This is a genomic window from Lysobacter korlensis (genome assembly GCF_042434515.1).
This window is the reverse complement of sequence record NZ_JBHLTG010000001.1, coordinates 1170452-1192996: the sequence shown is the minus strand read 5'-3', so window position 1 is coordinate 1192996 and position 22545 is coordinate 1170452. Positions and strand designations below refer to the sequence as shown.

Below are 22545 nucleotides of genomic sequence, written 5' to 3'. Positions count from 1 at the left end.
CGAACGACGGAATCAGGGACGCGCGTTCGCGTCGAGCGTCTTGTTCCACTCGGCGACACGGTCGGCCTTCGCGGCAATCGCGGCATCCGCGTCACCTTCGATGCGCACGCTGTTGATCAGGTCGCCCTGCTTGATGCGGTCGACGACTTCCTGCCCCTCGGTCACCTTGCCGAAGACGGTGTGCTTGCCGTCGAGCCACGGGCAGGCCACGTGGGTGATGAAGAACTGGCTTCCGTTCGTGTTCGGGCCGGCATTCGCCATCGACAGCACGCCACGCTCATGGCTGAGGCCGTTCTTCGCCTCGTCCTCGAACTTGTAGCCCGGGCCGCCCGTGCCCGAACCCTGCGGGCAACCGCCCTGGATCATGAAGTCGTTGATCACGCGGTGGAACGTGAGGCCGTCGTAGAAACCGCGCCGGGCGAGGTTCACGAAGTTGGCGACGGTCAGCGGCGCCTTGTCGGCGGCGAGTTCGACGCGGATCGGGCCGCGGTCGGTTTCGAAATTGGCAATCAGGCTCATCGAAGTTCCAGTGTTGTAGTGATGTGGACAGGCGGCGCGATGCGACTGCGGGTTCGGCCCAGCCACATGCGTCAAGCGCAGCTGGCGTGCGGTCCAGCCTCGAGCGTATCGGCCGCTGTCGTTGCGACCGTTGTCTGGGCTGGACCGCCGGCTCGTCGGTCGAGCCACAGGCTCGGCCGGCACGAGGGTGAACGCGGCCCGGAAGCATAACCCACGCCTCGACGGGCGGCCGGCACCGAGCCTTCACCCCGGCTATACTTGTCGGCTTCCTCCCGCTCTCCTTGCCTGTCCGGGCACTTTCTGCATGTCCATTGAACGCCTGCGCAACATCGCCATCGTCGCCCACGTCGACCACGGCAAGACCACACTCGTCGATTGTCTGCTCAAGCAGTCCGGCACGTTGAATGAACGCACGGTGCTCGCCGAGCGCGTGATGGACAGCAACGATCAGGAAAAGGAGCGTGGCATCACGATCCTTTCCAAGAACACTGCCATCACCTGGCAGGGCAACCGCATCAACATCGTCGACACCCCGGGACACGCCGACTTCGGTGGCGAGGTCGAGCGCGTGCTGTCGATGGTCGACTCGGTGCTGATCCTCGTTGACGCGATGGATGGCCCGATGCCGCAGACGCGCTTCGTTACGCAGAAGGCGTTCGCGATGGGCTTCAAGCCGATCGTCGTCGTCAACAAGATCGACCGGCCCGGCGCGCGCCCGGACTGGGTGATCGATCAGGTCTTCGACCTGTTCGACAAGCTCGGCGCCACCAACGAGCAGCTCGACTTCCCGATCGTCTACGCCTCGGCGCTGCACGGTTACGCCAGCCTCGACGACTCCGCGCGCAGCGGCGACATGACGCCGCTGTACGAGGCGATCATGAAGCATGTCGCCCCGCCGCAGGTCGACCCGGATGGCCCGTTCCAGATGCGCATCAGCCAGCTGGACTACAACAATTTCGTGGGCCTGATCGGCGTCGGCCGCATCCAGCGTGGCAAGGTCCGTACGAACATGCCGGTCAGCGTGATCGACCGCGAAGGCAAGAAGCGTCAGGGCAAGGTTCTGCAGGTGCTCGGCTTCATGGGTCTGGAGCGCATCGAGGTGGCCGAGGCCGAGGCCGGCGACATCATTGCGATCTCAGGCGTACAGGACCTCAGCATCTCCGACACCGTCTGCGCGCTCGACGCGCCGGAAGCGCTGCCGGCGCTGACCGTGGATGAGCCGACGATCTCGATGACCTTCCAGGTCAACAACTCGCCGTTCGCCGGTCACAAGGAGCTCAGCGGCGGCAAGTTCCTCACCAGCCGCCAGCTGCGCGAGCGCCTCGAGCGCGAGACGCTGCACAACGTCGCGCTGAAGGTCGAGGAAGGCTCGGACCCCGACAAGTTCCTGGTCTCCGGCCGTGGCGAGCTGCACTTGTCGGTGCTGATCGAGAACATGCGCCGCGAAGGTTACGAGCTGGCGGTGTCACGCCCGGAAGTCATCATCAAGGAGATCGACGGGCAGCTCATGGAGCCGGTCGAGCAGCTCGTCGTCGACATCGAAGAGCAGCACCAGGGCGGCGTGATGGAAAAGCTGGGCATCCGCAAGGGCCAGCTCAAGAACATGGAATCCGACGGCAAGGGTCGCGTGCGTCTGGACTACATGATCCCGGCGCGTGGCCTGATCGGCTTCCAGAATGAATTCCGCACGCTCACCCAGGGCTCGGGCCTGTTGTTCCACGTCTTCGACCACTACGGTCCGAAGGAACAGGGCGCGATCGCCAAGCGCCAGAACGGCGTGATGATCGCGAACGCCCCGGGCATGACGCCCGCGTACTCGCTTGGACCACTGGAAGAGCGCGGACGCCTGTTCGCCGCTGAAGGCGACCAGGTGTACGAAGGCCAGCTGATCGGCATCCACTCGAAGGACAACGACCTGACGGTCAATGCCATCAAGACCAAGCCGCTGACCAACATGCGCGCCTCGGGCAAGGACGAGAACATCAAGCTGACCCCGGCGATCAAGTACACGCTGGAGCAGGCGCTGGACTTCATCGAAGACGACGAGCTTGTCGAGGTGACGCCCAAGGAGATTCGCCTGCGCAAGAAGTTCCTCAGCGAATCGGACCGCAAGCGCGCCTCGCGCGCGGCGTAAGACCGCCGCACATCGGCAATGAACGGCGGCGCATCGGCAACGGTGCGCCGCTTTTCTTTGGGCGGCCAGTGCACCCCAGCGGCTCTCTTGGTTCTTTCGTCGAGAACCGGCCGGCTACTGGCGCGCGAGCCCGATGACGGGCGCGCGCCCATTCGCTTCGTCGGCGGTCGGCACAGCGCGGCCGCCACGTCCGGCAACGTCGCAGCACGAGGAGGCCGGAGCATACTGGGCCCCTCACCCGATGCAGGACCGCCGATGGAAGCCCGCCCCTCTTCGCTGCTCGCGATCGCAACCGCTGTTGCCCTGCTGGCTGGATGCGCACACTCGACCGGCACGTCACCGGTAGCGCGCGCCGCGGCGCCCGAGACTGGCGCAGCGGTGGAGAAGGACGCCACTGCAGCCGACCCGCTGCGCATCGCCGAGGCCGACATCGCGGACGTCGCCGGCCGCATGCAGCGCGGGGAGCTCAGCAGCGAGCAGCTGACCCAGGCCTACCTCGACCGGATTGCCGCGATCGATGACGCGGGCCCGCGCCTCAACGCCGTCATCGAGATCAACCCCGACGCGATCGCCGAAGCGCGGCGTCTCGACGCGGAGCGCCGCGCCGGCACCGTGCGTGGTCCGCTGCACGGCGTCCCCGTGCTCGTAAAGGACAACATCGATGCGACCCCGATGGTGAACTCGGCCGGTTCGATGGCACTGGCCGCGCACCGGCCCAGCAAGGACGCCCCAATCGTGGAAGCGCTCCGTGCGGCCGGTGCGGTGGTTCTCGGCAAAACCAACCTCAGCGAGTGGGCGAACTTCCGCTCGACCCGCTCGACATCGGGATGGAGCGGCCGCGGCGGCCAGACGCGCAATCCCTATGTCCTCGACCGGAGCCCCTGTGGGTCCAGCAGCGGCACCGGCGCGGCGATCGCGGCAAGCCTGGCCACCGTCGGCGTCGGTACCGAAACCGATGGCAGCATCCTCTGCCCCTCCGCGGTCAACGGGCTGGTCGGCCTGAAGCCGACGGTCGGGCTCGTCGGCCGCAGCGGCATCATTCCGATTTCTGCCTCGCAGGACACCGCGGGCCCAATGACGCGCAGCGTTGCGGATGCGGCTGCGCTGCTCGAGGTGCTGGCGTCGGCAAAGGACGCGCAGGACCGCGCAACGACTGAAGTGCCCGCCTCCCCGCGGGACTACACCGCCGCGCTCCGGACCGACGCATTGCGCGGCGCCCGCATCGGCGTGGTGCGCAAGCACGGGGTGAATGCACAACCCGATGTCGATGCGTCGTTCGAGCGCGCGCTGTCGCACCTGCGCGAGGCGGGCGCCGTGCTCGTCGATGTCGAGATTCCGACTGCGGGCAAGTGGAATGCGCCCGAGTTCACCGTGCTCAAGTACGAATTCAAGGACGGTCTCGAGCGCTACCTGCGCGAGAGCGGCGCTCCGGTGAAATCGCTCGCCGAACTGGTCGAGTTCAACCGTGCCAACGCCGGCACGGAGATGCCCTACTTCGGCCAGGAGCTGCTGGAACAAACGCAGTCGCTTGGCGCGCTCGACTCAGCCGAGTACCGCAAGGCGTCCGAGGCGGCCCGGCGGCTGGCAGGCCGCGAGGGGATCGACGCAGCGCTTGCGAAGGACAAGCTTGACGCCCTTGTGGCGCCCACAACCGGACCGGCATGGCCGATCGATCTGGTCAACGGCGACAACTTCACAGGTGCCGGCTATGGCGCCGCCGCGGTATCGGGCTATCCGAGCCTGACTGTTCCGATGGGCAATGCGCGTGGCCTGCCGCTGGGCATCACGTTCATGGGTTCGCGCTGGAGCGAAGCGCGCCTGCTCGGGCTGGGCTATGCATTCGAACAGCGCGCCCGCGAGCGGCGGGCGCCGACGTTCGTGCCGACGCTTCCGTTGCCGTGACCCAGGGCGGACTGGATGAGCCCTGTTACTGCCCTAGCGCGGCCTCATCCAGTCCGGCCGCCCGCAACCCCGCAAGCGGGCGGACCGAGGCGGAACTACTTCAGACCGGCGCGGCCAGCTGCGACTGCTTGCGCACGATCAGCATCGCCACCTCGAGCGCCTGCTCGTAGTTCAGACGCGGGTCGACGCAGGTCCGGTACGCACGCTCGAGATCGAGTTCAGTCAGCTCCCGCGCGCCGCCGAGACACTCGGTTACGTCCTCGCCGGTGAGCTCCAGATGGGCACCGCCCAACCGCGTGCCCGCGGCCGCATGCAGCTCGAAGGACTGCTCCAGCTCGCGTCCGATGTTCTCGAACCGCCGGGTCTTGTAGCCATTCGCGGTCGACTCGGTGTTGCCGTGCATCGGGTCGCAGATCCAGAGCACGCGACGCCCATCGCGGCGGACCGTCTCGAGCAGCGGCGGCAGCTTCTGCGCAATCTGCGTCGCGCCCATGCGGTGGATAAAGGTCAGCCGCCCCGGTTCGTCCTCGGGGTTCAGTATGTCGATGAGCCGCAGCAGCTGGTCCGGTGCCACCGACGGGCCCACCTTGACCGCGATCGGGTTCCGGATGCCGCGGAAATACTCCACGTGCGCGCCTTCGAACGCGGCCGTGCGCATGCCGATCCACGGGAAGTGCGTGCTGAGGTTGAACCACCCCCAATGACGCGGAACCTGCCGCGTCAACGACTCCTCGTACGGCAGCAGCAGCGCTTCGTGCGAGGTGTAGAACTCGACGCGATTGAGGTTGTGCACTTCCTGGCCGGACAGCGTCTCCATAAACCGCACGGCGTCGCCAATCGAGTTGACCATGCGCCGGTACTCGTCCGCGAGCGGCGAGTGACCGACCCAGTTGAGGTTCCAGTATTCCGGGTGGTGGAGGTCAGCGAAACCGCCGTCGATCAGCGCACGGACGAAATTCATCGTCATCGCTGACCGGGCATGCGCTTTGATCATCCGGCGCGGGTCGGGTCGGCGCGCCTCGGCCGTAAACGCCGGGCCATTGACCATGTCGCCGCGATAGCTGGGCAAGGTGACGTCGCCGATGGTTTCCATGTCGGCCGAACGCGGCTTTGCGTACTGTCCGGCAAAGCGTCCGACGCGCACGACAGGCTTGCGCAGTCCATGGACGAGCACGAGGCTCATCTGCAGCAGCACCTTGAGCCGGTTGGAGATCACTTCCGACGTGCACTCCGAGAAGGTCTCCGCGCAGTCGCCCCCCTGCAAGACAAACCGCTTGCCCTCCTGCGCTTCCGCAAGCTGCTGCTTCAGCGCGAGGATCTCCCACGACGTCACCAGCGGCGGCAGGCCGCGCAGCTCCGACAGGGCGGCCGCCAGCTCGTCCGAGTCACCGTAGTGCGGCAGCTGCAGCGCGACCCGCTCGCGCCACGAGGTCGCAGACCATTCTTGCGGAAGGCGGACGGCTTGGACGTTGCGGTCGGAGCTATTCATGCGAAATCCAGGCGATTTAGACGGGTGATTCAGGCGGGCGAAGAGCGGCGGAACGCAGCGAACGCGGACCAAGCCGTGAGGAGAACGAACCACACCAGCGCCCAGGCGGGCATGGACAAGCCCAGGAACGTCCAGTCCACGTTGGCACACTCACCGGAGCCGGTCATGACCCGCCGAACGACACCGGAGATCGGCATGGAATCCAGCATGTAGTCGAGCCCGGGGCCGCACGCAGGCACCTGGTCCGGCGGAAGATTCTGCAAGCGGACGTGATTGCCGGCGATCCCGATGCCGGCCGCTCCCGCGATCAGCCCAAGCACGCCATACGCTCGCCTGCCTCCCGCGCCTCGAGGGGCGTGCACGGCCCCGATGAGGAACACGAGCCCGAGCGCGGCGAACGCGACACGCTGGAAAGTGCACAGCGGGCATGGCTCGAGTCCCAGCTGGAACTGCGCGTAGAACGCGTAGCCAAGCAGTCCGCAACAGACGAAAAAGCCGAGCAACATCTGCAGCCGAAACGACGACGCGACGGGAGGGGAAATCATGGTCGACACCTTAGACATAGGATCCGCCGCACGCAAAGAACTTCCGCGCGACATTCATAGCCGTTGAGCACAGGGACAGCGTGATCGCCGCTCCCCCGAAACGCAAAAAGCCCCGACGAGGTCGAGGCTTTCGCGTCGCCATGCCGGAGCATGGCCAGCAACGGCAGACCTTACTCGGCGACCTGCGGACGATCGACGAGCTCGACATACGCCATCGGAGCATTGTCGCCGGCGCGGAAGCCGCACTTGAGGATGCGCAGGTAGCCGCCCGGACGCTCGCGGTAGCGCGGACCCAGCTCGACGAAAAGTGTACCGACCGCTTCCTTGTCGCGCAGACGCGAGAACGCCAGGCGGCGATTCGCAACGCCATCATTCTTGGCGAGCGTAATGAGCGGCTCCGCAACCCGGCGCAGCTCTTTCGCCTTCGGCAGCGTCGTGCGGATCATGCCGTGCTTGATGAGGGACGCAGCCATATTCGTGAACATCGCATCGCGATGCGCGCTGGTGCGGCTGAACTTGCGTCCGGATTTCTGGTGGCGCATGGATTGGATTCCTGATGAATGGTGAAACCGTTGAACTTCGCTGTCGCCGTCCTGGCGTTCTCACAATGGACTGCGGGTGGTCCGAACCGGCCGTCCCTGACCGGAAATCGCCGCGGATCTTCAGATCCGTCGGCGATGGGTGCTGCCGACAACCGCACCCGCCGAAACGGGGCGCGTCTATCAATGGGCTCAGCCCATCATTCCGTGCGAGGCGATGCCTGCCGGCGGCCAGTTCTCGAGCTTCATGCCGAGCGAAAGACCACGCTGAGCCAGCACTTCCTTGATCTCCGTCAGCGACTTCTTACCGAGGTTCGGCGTTTTCAGCAGCTCCACTTCGGTCTTCTGGATCAGGTCGCCGACGTAGTAGATGCTCTCGGCCTTGAGGCAGTTCGCGGAACGAACCGTGAGCTCAAGATCATCGATCGGACGCAGCAGGATCGGGTCGACGCCGCTCGTGGCCGGCTTCGCCGCGCCGCGATCGCGGTGCGTGAAGTCGCCGAACACCGACAGCTGGTCGGTCAGGATATCCGCAGCCGTGCGGACCGCTTCTTCCGCATCGATGGTGCCGTTGGTCTCGATGTCGATGACCAGCTTGTCCAGGTCGGTGCGCTGCTCGACACGGGCTGCCTCCACGGCGTACGCCACGCGGCGGACTGGGGAGAACGATGCGTCGAGCATTAGGCGACCAATCGCGCGGGTCTCTTCATCCGGGCGACGGCGCGCCGCAGCCGGCTGATAGCCATAGCCACGTTCGATTTTGAGCCGCATGTTAACCGCCGTGTCCTTCGTCAGGTGAGCAATGACGTGCTCACCATTGAGGATCTCGACGTTGTGGTCGGTGCGGATATCGGCCGCGGTAATGATCCCCGGGCCCTGCTTGCTCAGCGTCAGCGTCGCCGTTTCGCCGCTGTGCATACGGATCGCAACGTCCTTGAGGTTCAACAGCACCTCGAGCACGTCCTCCTCCAGTCCCTCGACCGTGGTGTACTCGTGCAGAACGCCATCGATCTCGACTTCGGTGATCGCAAAACCCGGGATCGACGACAGCAGCACCCGGCGCAGCGCATTGCCAAGCGTATGACCGTAGCCGCGCTCAAGCGGCTCGATCACGACCTTCGCGCGATTGCCGTTGAGGCGTTCGATCTGGGGACCGCGGGGACGCAGTACCTGATTGGCGGTAACCGTCATGTTTCGGTGTCTCCAGTGACCACCGCCGCTGGGCGGTGGCTGTTGCTCTTGGAGCTCCCCACGAAGGGAAGCAGCCGACACGCAAAGCGTGCCGGCCAGGATTTGAGGCGTCGAAAGGATTCGACGCCCCGCCGCACATTCCGAATCCGTTACTTCGAGTACAGCTCGACAATCAGCGCTTCGTTGATGTCAGCCGGCAAGTCGGAACGGTCAGGCACAGCCTTGAAGACACCCGCGAACTTCTTGCCGTCGACTTCGATCCAGGACGGCGACAGATCCATCTGCTGGGCAACGGTGAGCGACTCCTGCACGCGGAGCTGCTTCTGCGCGCGCTCACCGAGCGTGATGGAGTCACCGGCCTTGACCTGGTACGACGGCAGATTCACCGGCTTACCGTTGACCATGACGCCGCGATGCGAAACGAGCTGGCGCGCCGCCGGGCGCGTGACGGCGAAGCCCATGCGGTAGACAACGTTGTCCAGCCGCGTTTCGAGGAGCTGAAGCAGGTTTTCACCCGTGTTGCCCTTCTTGGTCGAGGCTTTCTTGTAGTAATTGCGGAACTGGCGCTCCAGAAGGCCGTAGATGCGCTTGACCTTCTGCTTCTCGCGAAGCTGGGTCGCATAGTCCGACAGCTTGCCCTTACGGGCGTTGGGGCCGTGCTGGCCGGGCTTCTGCTCGAGCTTGCACTTAGAGTCGAGCGCACGCGCGGACGACTTGAGGCCGAGGTCGGCGCCTTCGCGGCGCGCGAGCTTACAGGTGGGACCGATATAACGAGCCATGATGTTCTCTGCTCCTCAGCCGCCGCGATTAGACGCGGCGCTTCTTCGGCGGACGGCACCCGTTGTGCGGGATGGGCGTCACGTCGATGATGTTCATGATCTTGTAGCCGACGTTGTTGAGCGAACGCACGGCTGACTCGCGACCGGGGCCCGGGCCCTTGATGCGCACTTCCAGCGCCTTAACGCCGTAGTCGAGCGCAGCACGCCCGGCCTTCTCGGCCGCAACCTGCGCGGCGAACGGGGTCGACTTGCGCGAACCGCGGAACCCTGCCCCACCCGAGGTCGCCCATGACAGCGCGTTACCCTGGCGGTCGGTGATCGTGATAATCGTATTATTGAAAGAAGCATGCACGTGCGCGATACCGTCGGTAACCACGCGCTTGATCTTCTTCTTCGTCTTGTTTGCAGCTGCCGGCTTGGCCATTGTCTGGACCCCTTACTTCTTGATGGCCTTGCGCGGACCCTTACGGGTGCGTGCATTGGTACGGGTGCGCTGGCCGCGCAGCGGTAGGCCGCGACGGTGGCGCAGGCCACGGTAGCTGCCGAGGTCCATCAGACGCTTGATCGACATGCCGATCTCGCGACGAAGGTCGCCCTCAACGACGAACTTGCCGATCTCGCCGCGCAGGCGTTCGACTTCCGGCTCGGACAGATCACGAATCTTGGTGTTCGGCTGAACGCCGGCCGACTCGCACACCTGCTTCGAACGGGTACGGCCAATGCCGTAAATACTCTGCAAGCCAACCCAGACATGCTTCTGGGCAGGCAGATTGACGCCCGCAATACGCGCCATAACGCGATCTCCAACTGGTTTGCCGCCGCCAGGCAAAAGCCCGCGGCGATGGATTCACACGAAGTGAACTCGAAATGTTAACAAGGTTCTGGCGGCTTAAGAAGCCCCGCCCAGCAAAGCTGGAACGGTGCCCGGCATGGGGAGCGTGCCCATGCTCCGGCGACGGTCGCAGTCTGTGCCTTCGGGAAGCCCCTCAGGCCGGGTGCGCTACTCTGGCGCGCCGCGGGACCATGACCACCCGCGCCCAGAACCGCCGCGCGAGTCGCCCTTTCTAGACTTGCGGCGCTTGTTCGCAAGCCCCTTGAAACCGTCGCGCCACTCAGCGGCGCAACTAATGCGGCGGTGCATACCGCCGCGGCTGGATCACGTCCGGCCCGCAAGGCCGCCGCGCGAACCCTTGAGGTTGGCCTTCTTGAGCAGGCTTTCATACTGATGCGACATCAGGTGCGCCTGAATCTGCGCAATAAAGTCCATCACAACGACCACGACAATCAGTAGTGAGGTGCCGCCGAAGTAAAACGAGGTCCCGAGTTGCGTACGCATCACCTCGGGCAGCAAGCACACGATGACCAAATACGTCGCCCCCGCTGCCGTCAAGCGCGTCAGCACCCCGTCAATATAGTCGGCCGTCGCCCTGCCCGGACGGATCCCAGGAATGAGCGCGCCAGACTTCTTGAGGTTGTCGGCGGTTTCCTGCGAGTTGAAAACAAGCGCAGTATAGAAGAACGCGAAGCCCGCGATGAGCGACGCGTAAAGAATCATATGCAGCGGCTCGCCAGGGTTCAGCCACTGGCTCAACTGCAACAGGAAGGAGTTCGAATTCCCTTGCGCGAACCAGGTGGCTGCGGTCGCCGGAAACATCACGATGCTCGACGCGAAAATGGCCGGGATGACACCCGACATGTTGAGCTTCAGCGGCAGGAACGACGACTGGTTCATGTACGCGCTGCGCCCGCCCTGGCGGCGCGCGTAGTTGACCGTGATGCGCCTCTGACCACGCTCTACGAACACGACAAGGAAGGTAAAGATCAGGACGATCGCCACTACGGCAATAGCAGCAAAAGCCGACATGTCGCCGTTACGGATCTGCTCGAACATCCCGAGGATCGCTGAGGGCAGACCAGCGACAATGCCTGCGAAGATGATCAGTGAAACGCCGTTACCGATGCCGCGCTCGGTCACCTGCTCGCCGAGCCACATCAGGAACATCGTGCCGGCGGTCAACGCAATGATCGCGGTCAGCACGAACCCCGGCCCCGGGTTGTACACGACGGGGATGCCCTGGCTCGCCCCACCCGCTTGCAACGCGGTTGCGATACCCCACGCCTGGAAAACAGCCAGCGGGATCGCACCCATACGCGACCACTGATTGATCTTGCGACGCCCCGACTCGCCTTCCTTCTGGATGGCCTTAAGCGTCGGAACGATCTGCACGAGAAGCTGCACGATGATCGACGCCGAGATATACGGCATCACGTTCAGCGCGAGCAGGCTGAAGCGCTCCAGCGCGCCGCCCGAGAACATGTTGAACATGTCCACGATCGTGCCTTGCTGCGTCTCCATTAGCTGCAGCATGGCTTCGGGGTTGACCCCCGGAACCGGAATGTAGCAACCGATGCGATAAACGATTAGAGCGCCGACGACAAACAGCAAGCGCTGGCGGAGCTCGGTGAATTTACCGAGCCCGCCACCGAGGCCCGCCATCGCGTTGCTGCTGCGCGCCATCTACCGCTTACTCCTGGACCTGGCCGCCGGCCGCTTCGATCGCCGCTTTCGCGCCGGCCGTTGCCAGCAGGCCCTTGAGCACGAACTTCTTGGTCACGTCGCCCTTGACGACGATCTTCGCCTGCTTCGCGGTGCTGGGCACCAGCTTGGCAGCCTTAAGCGCCGCAAAGTCCACATCGCCCGCGTCGAGCTTGTCGAGCTGGTACAGAAGCACCTCCGCGGTATCCTTCGACAGCTTCGAACGGAAGCCAATCTTCGGCAGACGGCGCTGCATCGGCATCTGACCGCCTTCGAAGCCGGCCTTGATCTTGCCCTTACCCGAGCGCGCAAAGGAACCCTTATGGCCGCGACCGCAGGTCTTGCCAAGCCCAGAACCGATGCCGCGACCGACGCGCGTGCGCTCCTGGCGTGCGCCCTCGGCGGGCTGCAAAGTGTTGAGACGCATATTGATTACTCCTCGACGCGAACGAGGTAGTGAACCTTATTGATCAGGCCGCGCACCTGCGGGCTGTCCTTGAGTTCACGCACATCGTTGAGCTTGTTGAGCCCGAGCGCACGCACCGACAGGCGGTGACGCGACTGGGTGCCACGCAGACCTTTGACCAGACGCACCTTGACGGTGCCGCCCTCGACTGCCTGGTTCTTAGCCATTGACGAGATCCTCCACCTTCTTGCCGCGCTTGGCCGCGATTGAGGCCGGCGAGTGCATGTCCGTCAGGCCCTTCATCGTCGCGCGCACCAGGTTGATCGGGTTGCGCGAGCCAACGGCCTTGGCAAGCACGTTCTTCACGCCCACAGCTTCGAGCACAGCGCGCATCGCGCCGCCGGCGATGACACCGGTACCTTCTGAGGCAGGCTGCATGAACACCCGTGCAGCACCGTGGCCAGCCTTGACCGAGTGCCAGAGCGTGCCGTTGTTGAGATCCACGTTGGCCATGCTCTTGCGCGCATGCTCCATCGACTTCTGGATCGCGACCGGCACTTCGCGTGCCTTGCCGTAGCCGAAGCCCACTTTGCCCGAGCCGTCGCCGACGACGGTCAGCGCTGTAAAGGTGAACTGGCGACCGCCCTTGACGGTCTTGCTGACGCGATTGACCGCGATCAGCTTCTCGATCATGCCGTCATCAATCTCTTCGCGGTTGCGGTCGCGGCCCCGCGGCGAACGTTCTTCTGCCATTGTCTGAGTCTCGGATATTGAAAGGATTTGCGGCGGTGCCGCTTATCGTTGTGGTCGTGTACCGGTGACTCGCGCGCAGCGGAACCGCCACGCACGCCCAGCGCAATCCGCGCTGGCGGCGGAATGTCCGGCGGATAGCGCCGGACATAAGTGACGATCAGAACTGCAGACCGCCCTCACGCGCTGCATCAGCAAGCGCCTTAATGCGGCCGTGGTACCGGTAGCCCGACCGGTCAAACGCGACCTTCTCGACGCCCGCGGCCCTGGCCTTCTCGGCAATTGAACGGCCGACCTTGGTCGCTGCGTCGATGTTCTTACTGCTGGTCAGCCCATCTTTCACGTCGGCCTGTACGGTGGAGGCCGCCGCCAGCACCTTTGCGCCATCTGCGGTAAAGACCTGGGCATACAGGTGCTGGCCGGTGCGCAGCACCGACAGACGCGGAACGCCGAGCTCGCGGATATGCGCGCGGGTCGACTTGGCACGGCGGAGGCGGGCGATGTTCTTCTTCATGACTTTGTCCTTCGGAAAGCGGATAGGCCTTAGGCCTTCTTGGCTTCCTTGCGAATGATGACTTCACCAGCGTACTTCACGCCCTTGCCCTTGTAAGGCTCCGGCGGACGGAAGCTGCGGATCTTCGCCGCGACCTCGCCCACGCGCTGCTTATCCGCGCCGGCGACCACGATCTCGGTCTGTGTGGGCGTCGTGATCGTGATCCCTTCCGGCGTGTTGAACAGCACCGGGTGGGAAAAACCGAGCGAAAGATTCAGATCCTTGCCCTGCATCGCGGCACGGTAGCCCACGCCCACGAGTTCAAGCTTGCGCTCGAAACCTTCGGACACGCCCTTGACCATGTTCGCGAGAATCGCGCGCAAGGTACCGGTCAGCGGGATGAGCGCGGCGTCCTCGGTCACGAACACGGCATGACCGTCTTCAACCTTGAGATTGATCGCACCCGGCTTCGGCACCGACAACGTGCCCTTCGGGCCCTTGGCGCTGACGGAGTCGGCTTGGACATTGAGCTCGACACCCTTCGGGAGGGCAATCAGCTTCTTGGCAACTCGGGACATTTCTATTCCTCCCTTAAGCCACGAAGCACAAAACCTCTCCGCCGACGCCCTGCTGGCGCGCCTGCGCATCGGTCATGATGCCCTTCGAGGTGGAGATGATGGCGACGCCGAGGCCATTGAGGACCTTCGGAAGCGCGTCCTTGCCGCGGTACTGGCGCAGGCCGGACCGCGAGTAGCGCTCAAGGCGCTCAATCACGGGCTTGCCTTCGTAGTACTTCAGCACGATTTCAAGCTGTGACTTGCCGGGACCGACCTCGGTCACGCGCGAGTCGAGGATGTAGCCTTCGTCCTTGAGGACGCCGGCGATTGCAACCTTGATCTTGGACGACGGCATCTTCACCGTCGGCTTACGGACAGCTGCCGCGTTCTTGATGCGGACCAGCATGTCGGCAATGGGATCAGTCATGCTCATTGAGGTTCACCTTATGAGTAGCACCGATATCCGCGGAATTGCGAATTCAGTTGTAACGCCGCGACCGTAGGGCGCGGCGCTTGAGGCTGGGCTAGCCAGCCACTATAGCAGATTCACCAACTGGCCTTGCGCAAGCCCGGGACGTCGCCGCGCATGGTGGCGGCGCGCAGCATGTTGCGGCCGAGGCCGAACTTGCGATACGTGCCGCGCGGACGACCGGAGAGCTCGCAGCGGTTGCGCTGACGGCTGGGCGACGAGTCGCGCGGCAGCTTCTGCAGCTTAACCACGGCGTCCATCTTGTCCTCGTAAGACGCGTCGGTGCTGGAGATGATCTTCTTCAGCGCCTCACGCTTGGCCGCGTACTGCTTGGCGAGCTTTTCCCGCTTGATCTCGCGGTTGACCATGGAGGTCTTAGCCATTTCAGATTCCTCGAGACTTAGGTACGGAACGGGAAGCGGAACGCTTCCAGCAGCGCGCGGGCTTCCGCGTCGCTCTTCGCCGTGGTCGTGATTGCGATGTCCATGCCGCGCAGTGCGTCGACCTGGTCGAAGTCGATTTCGGGGAAGATGATCTGCTCCTTGACCCCCATGTTGAAGTTGCCGCGGCCGTCAAACGACTTGCCCGAAACGCCGCGGAAGTCGCGGACGCGCGGAAGCGAGATGTTGATCAGACGGTCAAGGAACTCGAACATGTGCGCGCGACGCAGCGTGACCTTACAGCCGATCGGCCAGCCATCGCGGATCTTGAACGAGGCGACCGACACGCGGCTCTTCGTCACGATCGGCTTCTGGCCCGCGACCTTGGTCATGTCGGCGACCGCGTTTTCAAGGATCTTCTTGTTTGTCGCGGCCTCGCCCACGCCCATGTTGAGCGTAATCTTGACCAGGCGCGGCACTTCCATCGGATTCTTGTATCCGAACTTCGCGGTCAGCGCCGGGACGACTTCGTTTTTGTAGAACTCTTCAAGCCGGGTGGTCATTTAAGCATTCCTCAGGCGTCAACCGCCTCGCCGCTGGAGCGGAACACACGCAGTTTGCGTCCATCCTCCAGCACCTTGAATCCAATGCGCTCACCCTTGCCGGTGGCCGGGTTGAAGAGCATGACGTTGGAAATGTGGATCGGCGCTTCGCGCTCGATCACGCCGCCAGGCTGGCCTGCCTGCGGGTTCGGCTTGGTGTGCCGCTTGACGATGTTGATGTTCGAGACGACGACCTTCTCGCCGAGCACGCGCACGACTTCGCCCTGCTTGCCCTTGTCCTTGCCGGTGGTGACGATCACTCGATCGCCCTTGCGGATACGGTTCATATCTATTCCTCCGCTCAGAGCACTTCAGGAGCGAGCGAGACGATCTTCATGAACTTCTCGGAACGCAGCTCGCGGGTCACAGGCCCGAAGATGCGGGTACCGATCGGTTCCTGCTTGTTGTTGAGCAGTACGGCCGCGTTGCCGTCGAAACGGATCAGCGAGCCGTCCGGGCGGCGGACGCCCTTGCGGGTCCGCACCACGACGGCGTCGTACACGTCACCCTTCTTGACCTTACCGCGCGGGATTGCATCCTTTACGGTGACCTTGATGATGTCGCCGATGCCGGCGTAGCGACGCTTGGAGCCGCCGAGCACCTTGATGCACATCAGTTCCTTGGCACCGGAGTTGTCGGCCACGTCGAGGTAGCTTTGCATCTGGATCATGGTTCAGCTCCTCTTACACGGTCGCGCGGCTGACGATCTCAACCACGCTCCAGTTCTTGGTCTTCGACATCGGGGCAATCTCCTTCACTCGCACGATGTCGCCCTCGTTGCAGGCGTTCTCGGCGTCGTGGGCGTGGAGCTTGGTCGAGCGGCGGATGTACTTGCCGTACAGCGCGTGCTTGACCTGGCGCTCGACGAGCACGGTGACGGTCTTGTCCATCTTGTTGCTGACAACCCGGCCTTCAACCGTGCGCAGCGCCTTCTCTGTATTGTTGTCGGTCATGGCGGGTCCTTACTTCTTCTGACCCAGCAGCGTGTTGACGCGCGCGATTTCGCGGCGCACACGGCGGGTCTCGTGGGTCTTGGCGAGCTGGCCGGTCGCCTTCTGCATGCGGAGAGCAAAGCTCTCCTTATGCAGCTCGGCGAGGTGAGCCTGGAGCTCGGCAGCCGACTTTTCGCGCATTTGCTTGAGTTCCATCAGCGCACCGTACGGGTCACGAACTGGGTGGTCACCGAGAGCTTGGCGGCGGCCAGGCGGAACGCTTCACGAGCGACGTCCTCGGCCACACCCTCGATCTCGTAAATCATTCGACCGGGCTGGATCTGTGCGACCCAGTACTCGACGTTGCCCTTACCGGAGCCCATTCGGACCTCGATCGGCTTCTTGGTGATCGGCTTGTCGGGAAACACGCGGATCCACATCTTGCCGCCACGCTTCACGTAGCGGCTGATGGAACGGCGAGCAGCCTCGATCTGGCGAGCGGTGAGCTGGCCGTGGCTGGTCGCCTTAAGGCCGTACTCACCAAAGCTGACGGCATTGCCGTTCCAGCTCAGGCCCTCGTTGCGGCCCTTGTGCACCTTGCGGTACTTGGTTCGCTTGGGTTGCAGCATGACGAATTACCTCGCTTCGCGGGCCGGGCGGGCCGGACGGTCGTTGCGGTCGCGACGGTCGCCACGATCACCGCGGTCACCACGCTCGTTGCGCGGGCTGTCGTCCGGCTTCTCCTGGCCAACCTGGGAGAAATCGAAGATCTCGCCCTTGTAGACCCACACCTTGATGCCGATGATCCCGTACGTGGTCTTCGCTTCCGCAAAACCGTAGTCGATGTCGGCACGCAATGTATGCAGCGGAACGCGGCCTTCGCGGTACCACTCGGAACGGGCGATTTCCGCACCGTTGAGGCGGCCGGCAACGTTGACCTTGATGCCAAGAGCTCCGAGGCGCATCGCGTTGCCCACGGCACGCTTCATCGCGCGGCGGAACATGATGCGACGCTCGAGCTGCTGCGCGATCGACTCTGCAACCAGTTGGGCGTCGAGCTCGGGCTTGCGTACCTCGGTCACGTTGATGTGCGCCGGAACGCCCATCACTTCGCTGACCTCGCGCCGCAGCTTCTCGATGTCCTCACCGCGCTTGCCGATCACGACGCCCGGACGGGCGGTGTGGATCGTCACGCGGGCGTTGTTTGCCGGACGCTCGATGAAGATGCGGGAGATACCGGCCTGTGCCAGCTTCTTGCGAAGCATGTCGCGGACCTTGAGGTCGGCAGCCAGGTACTCGGCGTACTGCTTCTTACCGGCGAACCACTTCGAGTTCCAGTCCTTGGAAATGCCAAGGCGGATGCCGGTGGGATGAACTTTATGACCCATTAGTCTGACTCCGCCTTACTTGCCAGCGCCCACAACCACAGTGATGTGGCTGGTGCGCTTGAGGATGCGGGTGCCGCGGCCTTTTGCCCGCGCCATGAAGCGCTTGAGGGCGGGACCTTCGTCCACCATGATGGTCTTGACGCGCAGTTCGTCGACGTCGGCGCCCTGGTTGTTTTCCGCGTTCGCGATGGCGGACTCGACGACCTTGCGGATCATCTGGGCAGCCTTCTTGTCCGAGAACTTCAGCAGGTTGACGGCGCGCTCTGCGGACAGACCGCGCACCTGGTCGGCGACCAGGCGGGCCTTCTGCGGGGAGATGCGCGCGGTGCGCAGGATGGCTTTCGCTTCCATTGTCATCTCCTTAGCGACCCGACTTCTTGTCGCCGCCGTGACCCTTGAAGGTACGGGTCAAGGCGAATTCGCCAAGCTTGTGGCCAACCATGTTCTCGTTGACCAGCACGGGGATGTGGTTCTTGCCGTTGTGCACGGCGATCGTGAAACCAACCATCTCGGGCAGGATCATCGAGCGACGCGACCAGGTCTTGATCGGCTTCTTGTTGTTGCCGGCCGTCTCCACCTTCTTCATCAGGTGGTGGTCGACGAACGGGCCTTTCTTAAGTGAACGTGCCATGGCCGGTTAGCTCCTACGATCGCGCACGATGAACTGCGTGGTGCGCTTGTTCTTGCGGGTCTTGTAACCCTTGGTCGGCACGCCCCACGGCGTGACCGGATGCGGGTTACCCTGGCCGGCCTTGGCTTCACCACCGCCGTGCGGATGGTCGACGGGGTTCATGGCCGCACCGCGAACGGTCGGCTTGACGCCGCGCCAGCGCTTCGCGCCAGCCTTGCCGAGCTTCTCGAGGTTGTGCTCGTCGTTGCCGACTTCGCCGATGGTTGCCGCGCACTCAACCGGAACCTTACGCATCTCGCCCGAACGCAGACGAAGCGTGGCGTAGCCCTGCTCGCGAGCGACCAAGTAGGCGCTGGCGCCGGCGGCGCGTGCCAACTGGGCGCCCTTGCCCGGCTTCATCTCGACGCAGCACACCGTGGTGCCGACCGGGATATTGGTCAGCGGCAGCGTGTTGCCGACGCGGATCGGCGCGTCACGGCCGGCGATCACCTGGTCGCCGTCCTTGAGGCCCTTCGGCGCGATGATGTAACGACGCTCGCCGTCGACGTAGCACAGCAGAGCGATGTGCGCGGTACGGTTGGGGTCGTACTCGATGCGCTCGACGCGAGCCGGGATGCCCTGCTTATCGCGCTTGAAATCGATGATGCGATAGTGCTGCTTGTGGCCACCACCAATGTGACGGGTGGTGATGCGGCCATGGTGGTTACGGCCGCCGGTCTTACCCTGCTTTTCAAGGAGCGGCGCGTGCGGCGCACCCTTGTGCAGACCCGGAGTCACCACGCGGACCATCGAACGACGGCCGGGGGAGGTGGGCTTGAAAGTCATCAATGCCATGGGTAATTCCTCAGGCCGTGGCCATCACGTCGATCGACTGGCCTTCTGCCAGCTTCACGTACGCCTTGCGCCAGTCAGCGCGGCGGCCCATGCGGAACTTGAAGGCCTTGTTCTTGCCCTTCACGTTCGCAACGTTGACCGCTTCGACTTTCACGCCAAACAGCTTTTCCACGGCGACCTTGATGTCGGCCTTGGTAGCGTCCGTCGCGACTTCGAAGACGTATTGGTTGGAGACTTCCTGCAGGCGCGCGGTCTTCTCGGACACGCGCGGCGCGCGGATGATGCTGTAGAGCTTGGCGTCGTTCATGCCAGCCACTCCTCGATCTTCTTCACCGCCTCGGTGGTGAACACGACCGAGTCCGCGCCGACTAGGGCAACCGGATCCAGGCCCTGAACGTCACGCACTTCGACGTACGGCAGGTTGCGGGCCGAGAGGTAGAGATTCTCGGTCGCGTCTTCAGTGACGATCAGCGGGCGCTTGCCGACTTCGAGCCCCTGAAGCTTCTCGATCAGACCCTTGGTCTTCGGCGCGTCGAGTTCGAACGACTCGACTACCTTGATGCGGCCCTGACGGTTGAGCTCGGAGAGGATCGCGGAAATCGCGGCGCGATACATCTTGCGGTTGACCTTCTGCGAGAAGTTGCGCGGCTTCGCCGCGAACGTCACGCCGCCGCCGACAAAGATCGGAGCCGTCAGTGCGCCGTGACGCGCGCCGCCGCCCTTCTGCTTCTTCGACTTCTTGGTCGTGCCGTTGACTTCCGAACGGGTCTTCTGCGCCTTGGTGCCAGCGCGACCGGCGTTGCGATATGCAACGACAACCTGATGAACCAGGTCCTCGCTGAATTCGCGGCCAAAGATCGCGTCGGAGACCGACAGCGTATTGCTGCTATTGGTGATGGCGAGTTCCATCGTCATCTCTCCTTATGCCTTGCTCGACGGACGCACGATCACGTCGCCGCCCGGAGCACCCGGCACTGCACCCTTGATCGCGATCAGGCCGCGCTCGGCGTCGACCTTGACCACTTCCAGGCGCTGCGTCGTCTGCTGCACATCACCCATGTGACCGGACATCTTCTTCCCCGGAAACACGCGACCCGGTGTCTGACGCTGACCGATCGAGCCCGGGGCGCGATGCGAAAGCGAGTTACCGTGGGTCGCGTCGCCCATCCGGAAGTTCCAGCGCTTGATTGTGCCCTGGAAGCCCTTGCCCTTCGTAACGCCCTGGACGTCAACGATCTGGCCCGGCTGGAAGATGTCGGCCTTGATCTCGCCGCCGACTTCGAAACCACCGATCTGGTCGGCCTCGACGCGGAGCTCCCACAGGCCGCGACCCGCCTCGACCTTAGCCTTAGCGAGATGACCGGCCTCCGGCTTGTTGACGAGTGCTGCGCGACGCACACCAACGGTCACCTGCACGGCGCTGTAGCCATCGGTGTCTGTGGTCTTGATCTGGGTGATGCGGTTCGGGGTCGCTTCGATCAGCGTCACCGGGACGGACTTGCCGTCTTCGGTGAAGAACCGGCTCATGCCGGCCTTGCGGCCGACGATGCCCAACGAATACTTCTTCGCGGTCATGGTGATGGCCTCAGGTCAGCTTGATCTGAACGTCGACGCCGGCCGCGAGCTCAAGCTTCATGAGCGCGTCCACGGTCTTGTCGTTCGGATCGACGATGTCGAGCACGCGCTTGTGCGTGCGGGTCTCGTACTGGTCGCGCGCGTCCTTGTCGACGTGCGGCGAAGTAAGAATGGTGTAGCGCTCGATCTTGGTCGGCAGCGGGATCGGGCCACGCACTTGCGCGCCGGTCCGCTTGGCCGTTTCGACGATCTCGCTGGCCGAGCGGTCGATCAAACGATGATCGTACGCCTTGAGCCGAATTCGGATCTTTTGGTCCGCCATGACGGGATTCCTTCGTTAAAGAGCGACGGACGGTGGCGGCGTCATGCGCCCCGCCCCACGGTTGCTGCGCATGCGGCCGAAAGGCCTGCAATACGCGAAAAACAAGGCAGGCCAGTTTCCCGGCCCGCCCAGACAGAAAAGTATAAGGCGCGTGAAGCGACCGTACAACCCGCGTCTCGCGGAGTGCCGGATCTGCCTTACGACCTTCCCTGTCGGGCGAATACGAGGAGCGTCCTGCCCCTCATTTCGCTGGTCCCCTAGCGGGGTCCGCGATTCTAGCGTGCCCCGTGTGTAAAAAGGAAGAGGGGCGGCGCAATCGCCGCCCCTCTTCTTGGTTCTGCGTGCGACCGAGCGGCCTCTCGGCCGCTTCGCCTTACTTGATGATCTTCGCCACCACGCCGGCGCCGACGGTGCGGCCGCCCTCGCGGATTGCAAAGCGCAGACCTTCGTCCATCGCGACCGGGTTGATCAGCGTGACCACCATCTTCACGTTGTCGCCCGGCATCACCATCTCGACGCCTTCGGGCAGCTGGACGGCGCCGGTGATGTCGGTGGTGCGGAAGTAGAACTGCGGACGGTAGCCCTTGAAGAACGGCGTGTGGCGGCCGCCCTCGTCCTTGCTCAGCACGTAGACTTCGGCTTCGAAGTCGGTGTGCGGCTTGATCGAACCCGGCTTGCACAGCACCTGGCCGCGCTCGACGTCGTCGCGCTTCGTGCCGCGCAGCAGCAGACCGGCGTTGTCGCCTGCCTGACCCTGGTCGAGCAGCTTGCGGAACATCTCGACGCCGGTGACCGTGGTCTTCTGCGTGGCGCGGATGCCGACGATTTCGATTTCGTCGCCGACCTTGATGATGCCGCGCTCGATACGACCGGTGACAACCGTGCCGCGACCGGAGATCGAGAACACGTCTTCGACCGGCATCAGGAACGGCTTGTCGATGTCACGCTCGGGCTCGGGGATGAACGTGTCGAGCGCGTCGACGAGCTTAAGGATCGCCGGCACGCCGATCTCGCTCTGGTCGCCTTCCAGCGCCAGGCGGGCCGAACCGTGGATGATCGGGGTGTCGTCGCCCGGGAAGTCGTACTTCGTGAGCAGCTCACGCACTTCCATTTCGACCAGCTCGAGCAGCTCGGCGTCGTCGACCATGTCAGCCTTGTTCAGGAACACGACGATGTACGGCACACCGACCTGACGCGAGAGCAGGATGTGCTCGCGGGTCTGCGGCATCGGACCGTCAGCGGCCGAGCACACCAGGATCGCGCCGTCCATCTGCGCCGCACCGGTGATCATGTTCTTGACGTAGTCGGCGTGGCCCGGGCAGTCAACGTGCGCGTAGTGACGGTTGGCCGATTCGTACTCGACGTGTGCGGTCGAGATCGTGATGCCGCGCGCCTTCTCTTCCGGCGCCGCGTCGATCGCGTCGTATGCCTTGAACTCGCCGCCAAAACGCTCGGCGCCCACCTTCGTCAGCGCCGCCGTCAGCGTCGTCTTGCCGTGGTCAACGTGACCGATCGTGCCCACGTTCACGTGGGGCTTGGTGCGCTCGAACTTACCCTTGGCCATGCTGGCTA

General features: G+C 64.0%; 33 protein-coding genes. 2 read left to right on the top strand and 31 right to left on the bottom strand.

What is annotated here, in order from left to right; all coding sequences use genetic code 11:
- Positions 1-12: 12 nt before the first annotated feature.
- Positions 13-519: a peptidylprolyl isomerase gene (locus ACFFGH_RS05405; RefSeq protein WP_386665559.1), complete on the bottom strand. Its 507-nt coding sequence runs from the start codon at positions 517-519 to the stop codon at positions 13-15.
- A gap of 304 nt (positions 520-823) precedes the next feature.
- Between ACFFGH_RS05405 and typA the strand changes: the two genes are divergently transcribed.
- Together typA and ACFFGH_RS05395 are read left to right on the top strand one after the other, a co-directional pair.
- Complete coding sequence (typA, locus tag ACFFGH_RS05400; RefSeq protein ID WP_386665557.1) at positions 824-2653, top strand: translational GTPase TypA; 1830 nt, start codon at positions 824-826, stop codon at positions 2651-2653.
- A gap of 255 nt (positions 2654-2908) precedes the next feature.
- Positions 2909-4555, top strand: a complete 1647-nt coding sequence (locus ACFFGH_RS05395; RefSeq protein ID WP_386665555.1) for an amidase — start codon at positions 2909-2911, stop codon at positions 4553-4555.
- Between the two features lie 100 nt (positions 4556-4655).
- Here the strand turns inward: ACFFGH_RS05395 and ACFFGH_RS05390 are convergent, their stop codons facing one another.
- From ACFFGH_RS05390 to tuf, 30 genes are all read right to left on the bottom strand, one after another.
- Positions 4656-6044, bottom strand: a complete 1389-nt coding sequence (locus ACFFGH_RS05390; protein WP_386665552.1) for a class II 3-deoxy-7-phosphoheptulonate synthase — start codon at positions 6042-6044, stop codon at positions 4656-4658.
- Between the two features lie 29 nt (positions 6045-6073).
- Positions 6074-6589, bottom strand: coding sequence for a disulfide bond formation protein B (locus ACFFGH_RS05385; protein ID WP_386665551.1), 516 nt, complete (start codon positions 6587-6589; stop codon positions 6074-6076).
- Between the two features lie 170 nt (positions 6590-6759).
- The gene (rplQ, locus tag ACFFGH_RS05380) at positions 6760-7131 is read right to left on the bottom strand and encodes a 50S ribosomal protein L17 (protein WP_386665548.1); all 372 of its coding nucleotides are present in this window, start codon (positions 7129-7131) and stop codon (positions 6760-6762) included.
- A 189-nt stretch (positions 7132-7320) separates the two neighbouring features.
- Complete coding sequence (locus ACFFGH_RS05375) at positions 7321-8319, bottom strand: DNA-directed RNA polymerase subunit alpha (RefSeq protein ID WP_386667385.1); 999 nt, start codon at positions 8317-8319, stop codon at positions 7321-7323.
- Positions 8320-8468: 149 nt separating this feature from the next.
- Positions 8469-9098, bottom strand: coding sequence for a 30S ribosomal protein S4 (gene rpsD, locus ACFFGH_RS05370; protein ID WP_386665545.1), 630 nt, complete (start codon positions 9096-9098; stop codon positions 8469-8471).
- A 28-nt stretch (positions 9099-9126) separates the two neighbouring features.
- Complete coding sequence (gene rpsK / locus ACFFGH_RS05365; RefSeq protein WP_386665543.1) at positions 9127-9522, bottom strand: 30S ribosomal protein S11; 396 nt, start codon at positions 9520-9522, stop codon at positions 9127-9129.
- 12 nt (positions 9523-9534) lie between these two features.
- On the bottom strand, positions 9535-9891 hold the full coding sequence (rpsM, locus tag ACFFGH_RS05360) for a 30S ribosomal protein S13 (RefSeq protein ID WP_386665541.1): 357 nt from the start codon (positions 9889-9891) through the stop codon (positions 9535-9537).
- 363 nt (positions 9892-10254) lie between these two features.
- Entirely contained in the window at positions 10255-11595 is a 1341-nt protein-coding gene (secY, locus tag ACFFGH_RS05355) for a preprotein translocase subunit SecY (protein WP_386667384.1), read from the bottom strand.
- Between the two features lie 28 nt (positions 11596-11623).
- Positions 11624-12067 carry a 50S ribosomal protein L15 gene (gene rplO, locus ACFFGH_RS05350; protein WP_386667382.1) on the bottom strand — a complete coding sequence of 148 codons (444 nt, stop codon included), beginning with the start codon at positions 12065-12067 and terminating at the stop codon, positions 11624-11626.
- On the bottom strand, positions 12067-12267 hold the full coding sequence (rpmD, locus tag ACFFGH_RS05345; RefSeq protein WP_386665538.1) for a 50S ribosomal protein L30: 201 nt from the start codon (positions 12265-12267) through the stop codon (positions 12067-12069). Before rpmD ends, rplO begins: the two co-directional genes overlap by 1 nt.
- Positions 12260-12793, bottom strand: a complete 534-nt coding sequence (rpsE, locus tag ACFFGH_RS05340) for a 30S ribosomal protein S5 (RefSeq protein ID WP_386665537.1) — start codon at positions 12791-12793, stop codon at positions 12260-12262. The genes rpmD and rpsE overlap by 8 nt, the downstream gene beginning before the upstream one ends.
- Positions 12794-12950: 157 nt before the next feature.
- Positions 12951-13304 carry a 50S ribosomal protein L18 gene (rplR, locus tag ACFFGH_RS05335; RefSeq protein ID WP_386665534.1) on the bottom strand — a complete coding sequence of 118 codons (354 nt, stop codon included), beginning with the start codon at positions 13302-13304 and terminating at the stop codon, positions 12951-12953.
- Between the two features lie 29 nt (positions 13305-13333).
- Positions 13334-13861, bottom strand: coding sequence for a 50S ribosomal protein L6 (gene rplF, locus ACFFGH_RS05330; protein WP_386665532.1), 528 nt, complete (start codon positions 13859-13861; stop codon positions 13334-13336).
- Between the two features lie 13 nt (positions 13862-13874).
- On the bottom strand, positions 13875-14273 hold the full coding sequence (rpsH, locus tag ACFFGH_RS05325) for a 30S ribosomal protein S8 (protein ID WP_386665529.1): 399 nt from the start codon (positions 14271-14273) through the stop codon (positions 13875-13877).
- A 113-nt stretch (positions 14274-14386) separates the two neighbouring features.
- Positions 14387-14692, bottom strand: coding sequence for a 30S ribosomal protein S14 (gene rpsN, locus ACFFGH_RS05320; RefSeq protein WP_386665527.1), 306 nt, complete (start codon positions 14690-14692; stop codon positions 14387-14389).
- A gap of 17 nt (positions 14693-14709) precedes the next feature.
- A complete protein-coding gene (rplE, locus tag ACFFGH_RS05315) occupies positions 14710-15252 on the bottom strand; it encodes a 50S ribosomal protein L5 (RefSeq protein WP_386665525.1) in 543 nt (180 codons plus the stop codon).
- Between the two features lie 11 nt (positions 15253-15263).
- The gene (gene rplX / locus ACFFGH_RS05310; RefSeq protein ID WP_386665522.1) at positions 15264-15578 is read right to left on the bottom strand and encodes a 50S ribosomal protein L24; all 315 of its coding nucleotides are present in this window, start codon (positions 15576-15578) and stop codon (positions 15264-15266) included.
- A 14-nt stretch (positions 15579-15592) separates the two neighbouring features.
- Positions 15593-15961 (bottom strand): 50S ribosomal protein L14, encoded by a 369-nt coding sequence (rplN, locus tag ACFFGH_RS05305; RefSeq protein ID WP_189457961.1) that lies wholly within the window; start codon positions 15959-15961, stop codon positions 15593-15595.
- Positions 15962-15974: 13 nt separating this feature from the next.
- Positions 15975-16244 (bottom strand): 30S ribosomal protein S17, encoded by a 270-nt coding sequence (gene rpsQ, locus ACFFGH_RS05300; protein WP_386665518.1) that lies wholly within the window; start codon positions 16242-16244, stop codon positions 15975-15977.
- Positions 16245-16253: 9 nt separating this feature from the next.
- Positions 16254-16439, bottom strand: a complete 186-nt coding sequence (gene rpmC / locus ACFFGH_RS05295; RefSeq protein WP_386665515.1) for a 50S ribosomal protein L29 — start codon at positions 16437-16439, stop codon at positions 16254-16256.
- The gene (gene rplP, locus ACFFGH_RS05290) at positions 16439-16852 is read right to left on the bottom strand and encodes a 50S ribosomal protein L16 (RefSeq protein ID WP_189457958.1); all 414 of its coding nucleotides are present in this window, start codon (positions 16850-16852) and stop codon (positions 16439-16441) included. Before rplP ends, rpmC begins: the two co-directional genes overlap by 1 nt.
- 6 nt (positions 16853-16858) lie before the next feature.
- Positions 16859-17611 carry a 30S ribosomal protein S3 gene (gene rpsC, locus ACFFGH_RS05285; protein ID WP_386665512.1) on the bottom strand — a complete coding sequence of 251 codons (753 nt, stop codon included), beginning with the start codon at positions 17609-17611 and terminating at the stop codon, positions 16859-16861.
- A gap of 15 nt (positions 17612-17626) precedes the next feature.
- Positions 17627-17962, bottom strand: coding sequence for a 50S ribosomal protein L22 (rplV, locus tag ACFFGH_RS05280; protein WP_386665509.1), 336 nt, complete (start codon positions 17960-17962; stop codon positions 17627-17629).
- A 10-nt stretch (positions 17963-17972) separates the two neighbouring features.
- Positions 17973-18242, bottom strand: coding sequence for a 30S ribosomal protein S19 (gene rpsS, locus ACFFGH_RS05275; RefSeq protein WP_386665506.1), 270 nt, complete (start codon positions 18240-18242; stop codon positions 17973-17975).
- A gap of 6 nt (positions 18243-18248) precedes the next feature.
- Entirely contained in the window at positions 18249-19076 is an 828-nt protein-coding gene (gene rplB, locus ACFFGH_RS05270) for a 50S ribosomal protein L2 (RefSeq protein WP_386665503.1), read from the bottom strand.
- A gap of 10 nt (positions 19077-19086) precedes the next feature.
- A complete protein-coding gene (gene rplW / locus ACFFGH_RS05265; protein WP_386665501.1) occupies positions 19087-19383 on the bottom strand; it encodes a 50S ribosomal protein L23 in 297 nt (98 codons plus the stop codon).
- Positions 19380-19985, bottom strand: a complete 606-nt coding sequence (gene rplD / locus ACFFGH_RS05260) for a 50S ribosomal protein L4 (RefSeq protein WP_386665498.1) — start codon at positions 19983-19985, stop codon at positions 19380-19382. Before rplD ends, rplW begins: the two co-directional genes overlap by 4 nt.
- Before the next feature lie 12 nt (positions 19986-19997).
- On the bottom strand, positions 19998-20651 hold the full coding sequence (rplC, locus tag ACFFGH_RS05255; RefSeq protein WP_386665489.1) for a 50S ribosomal protein L3: 654 nt from the start codon (positions 20649-20651) through the stop codon (positions 19998-20000).
- A gap of 10 nt (positions 20652-20661) precedes the next feature.
- Positions 20662-20973, bottom strand: coding sequence for a 30S ribosomal protein S10 (rpsJ, locus tag ACFFGH_RS05250; RefSeq protein ID WP_036212661.1), 312 nt, complete (start codon positions 20971-20973; stop codon positions 20662-20664).
- Positions 20974-21346: 373 nt separating this feature from the next.
- Positions 21347-22537: an elongation factor Tu gene (gene tuf, locus ACFFGH_RS05245; protein WP_386665461.1), complete on the bottom strand. Its 1191-nt coding sequence runs from the start codon at positions 22535-22537 to the stop codon at positions 21347-21349.
- Positions 22538-22545 lie beyond the last annotated feature (8 nt).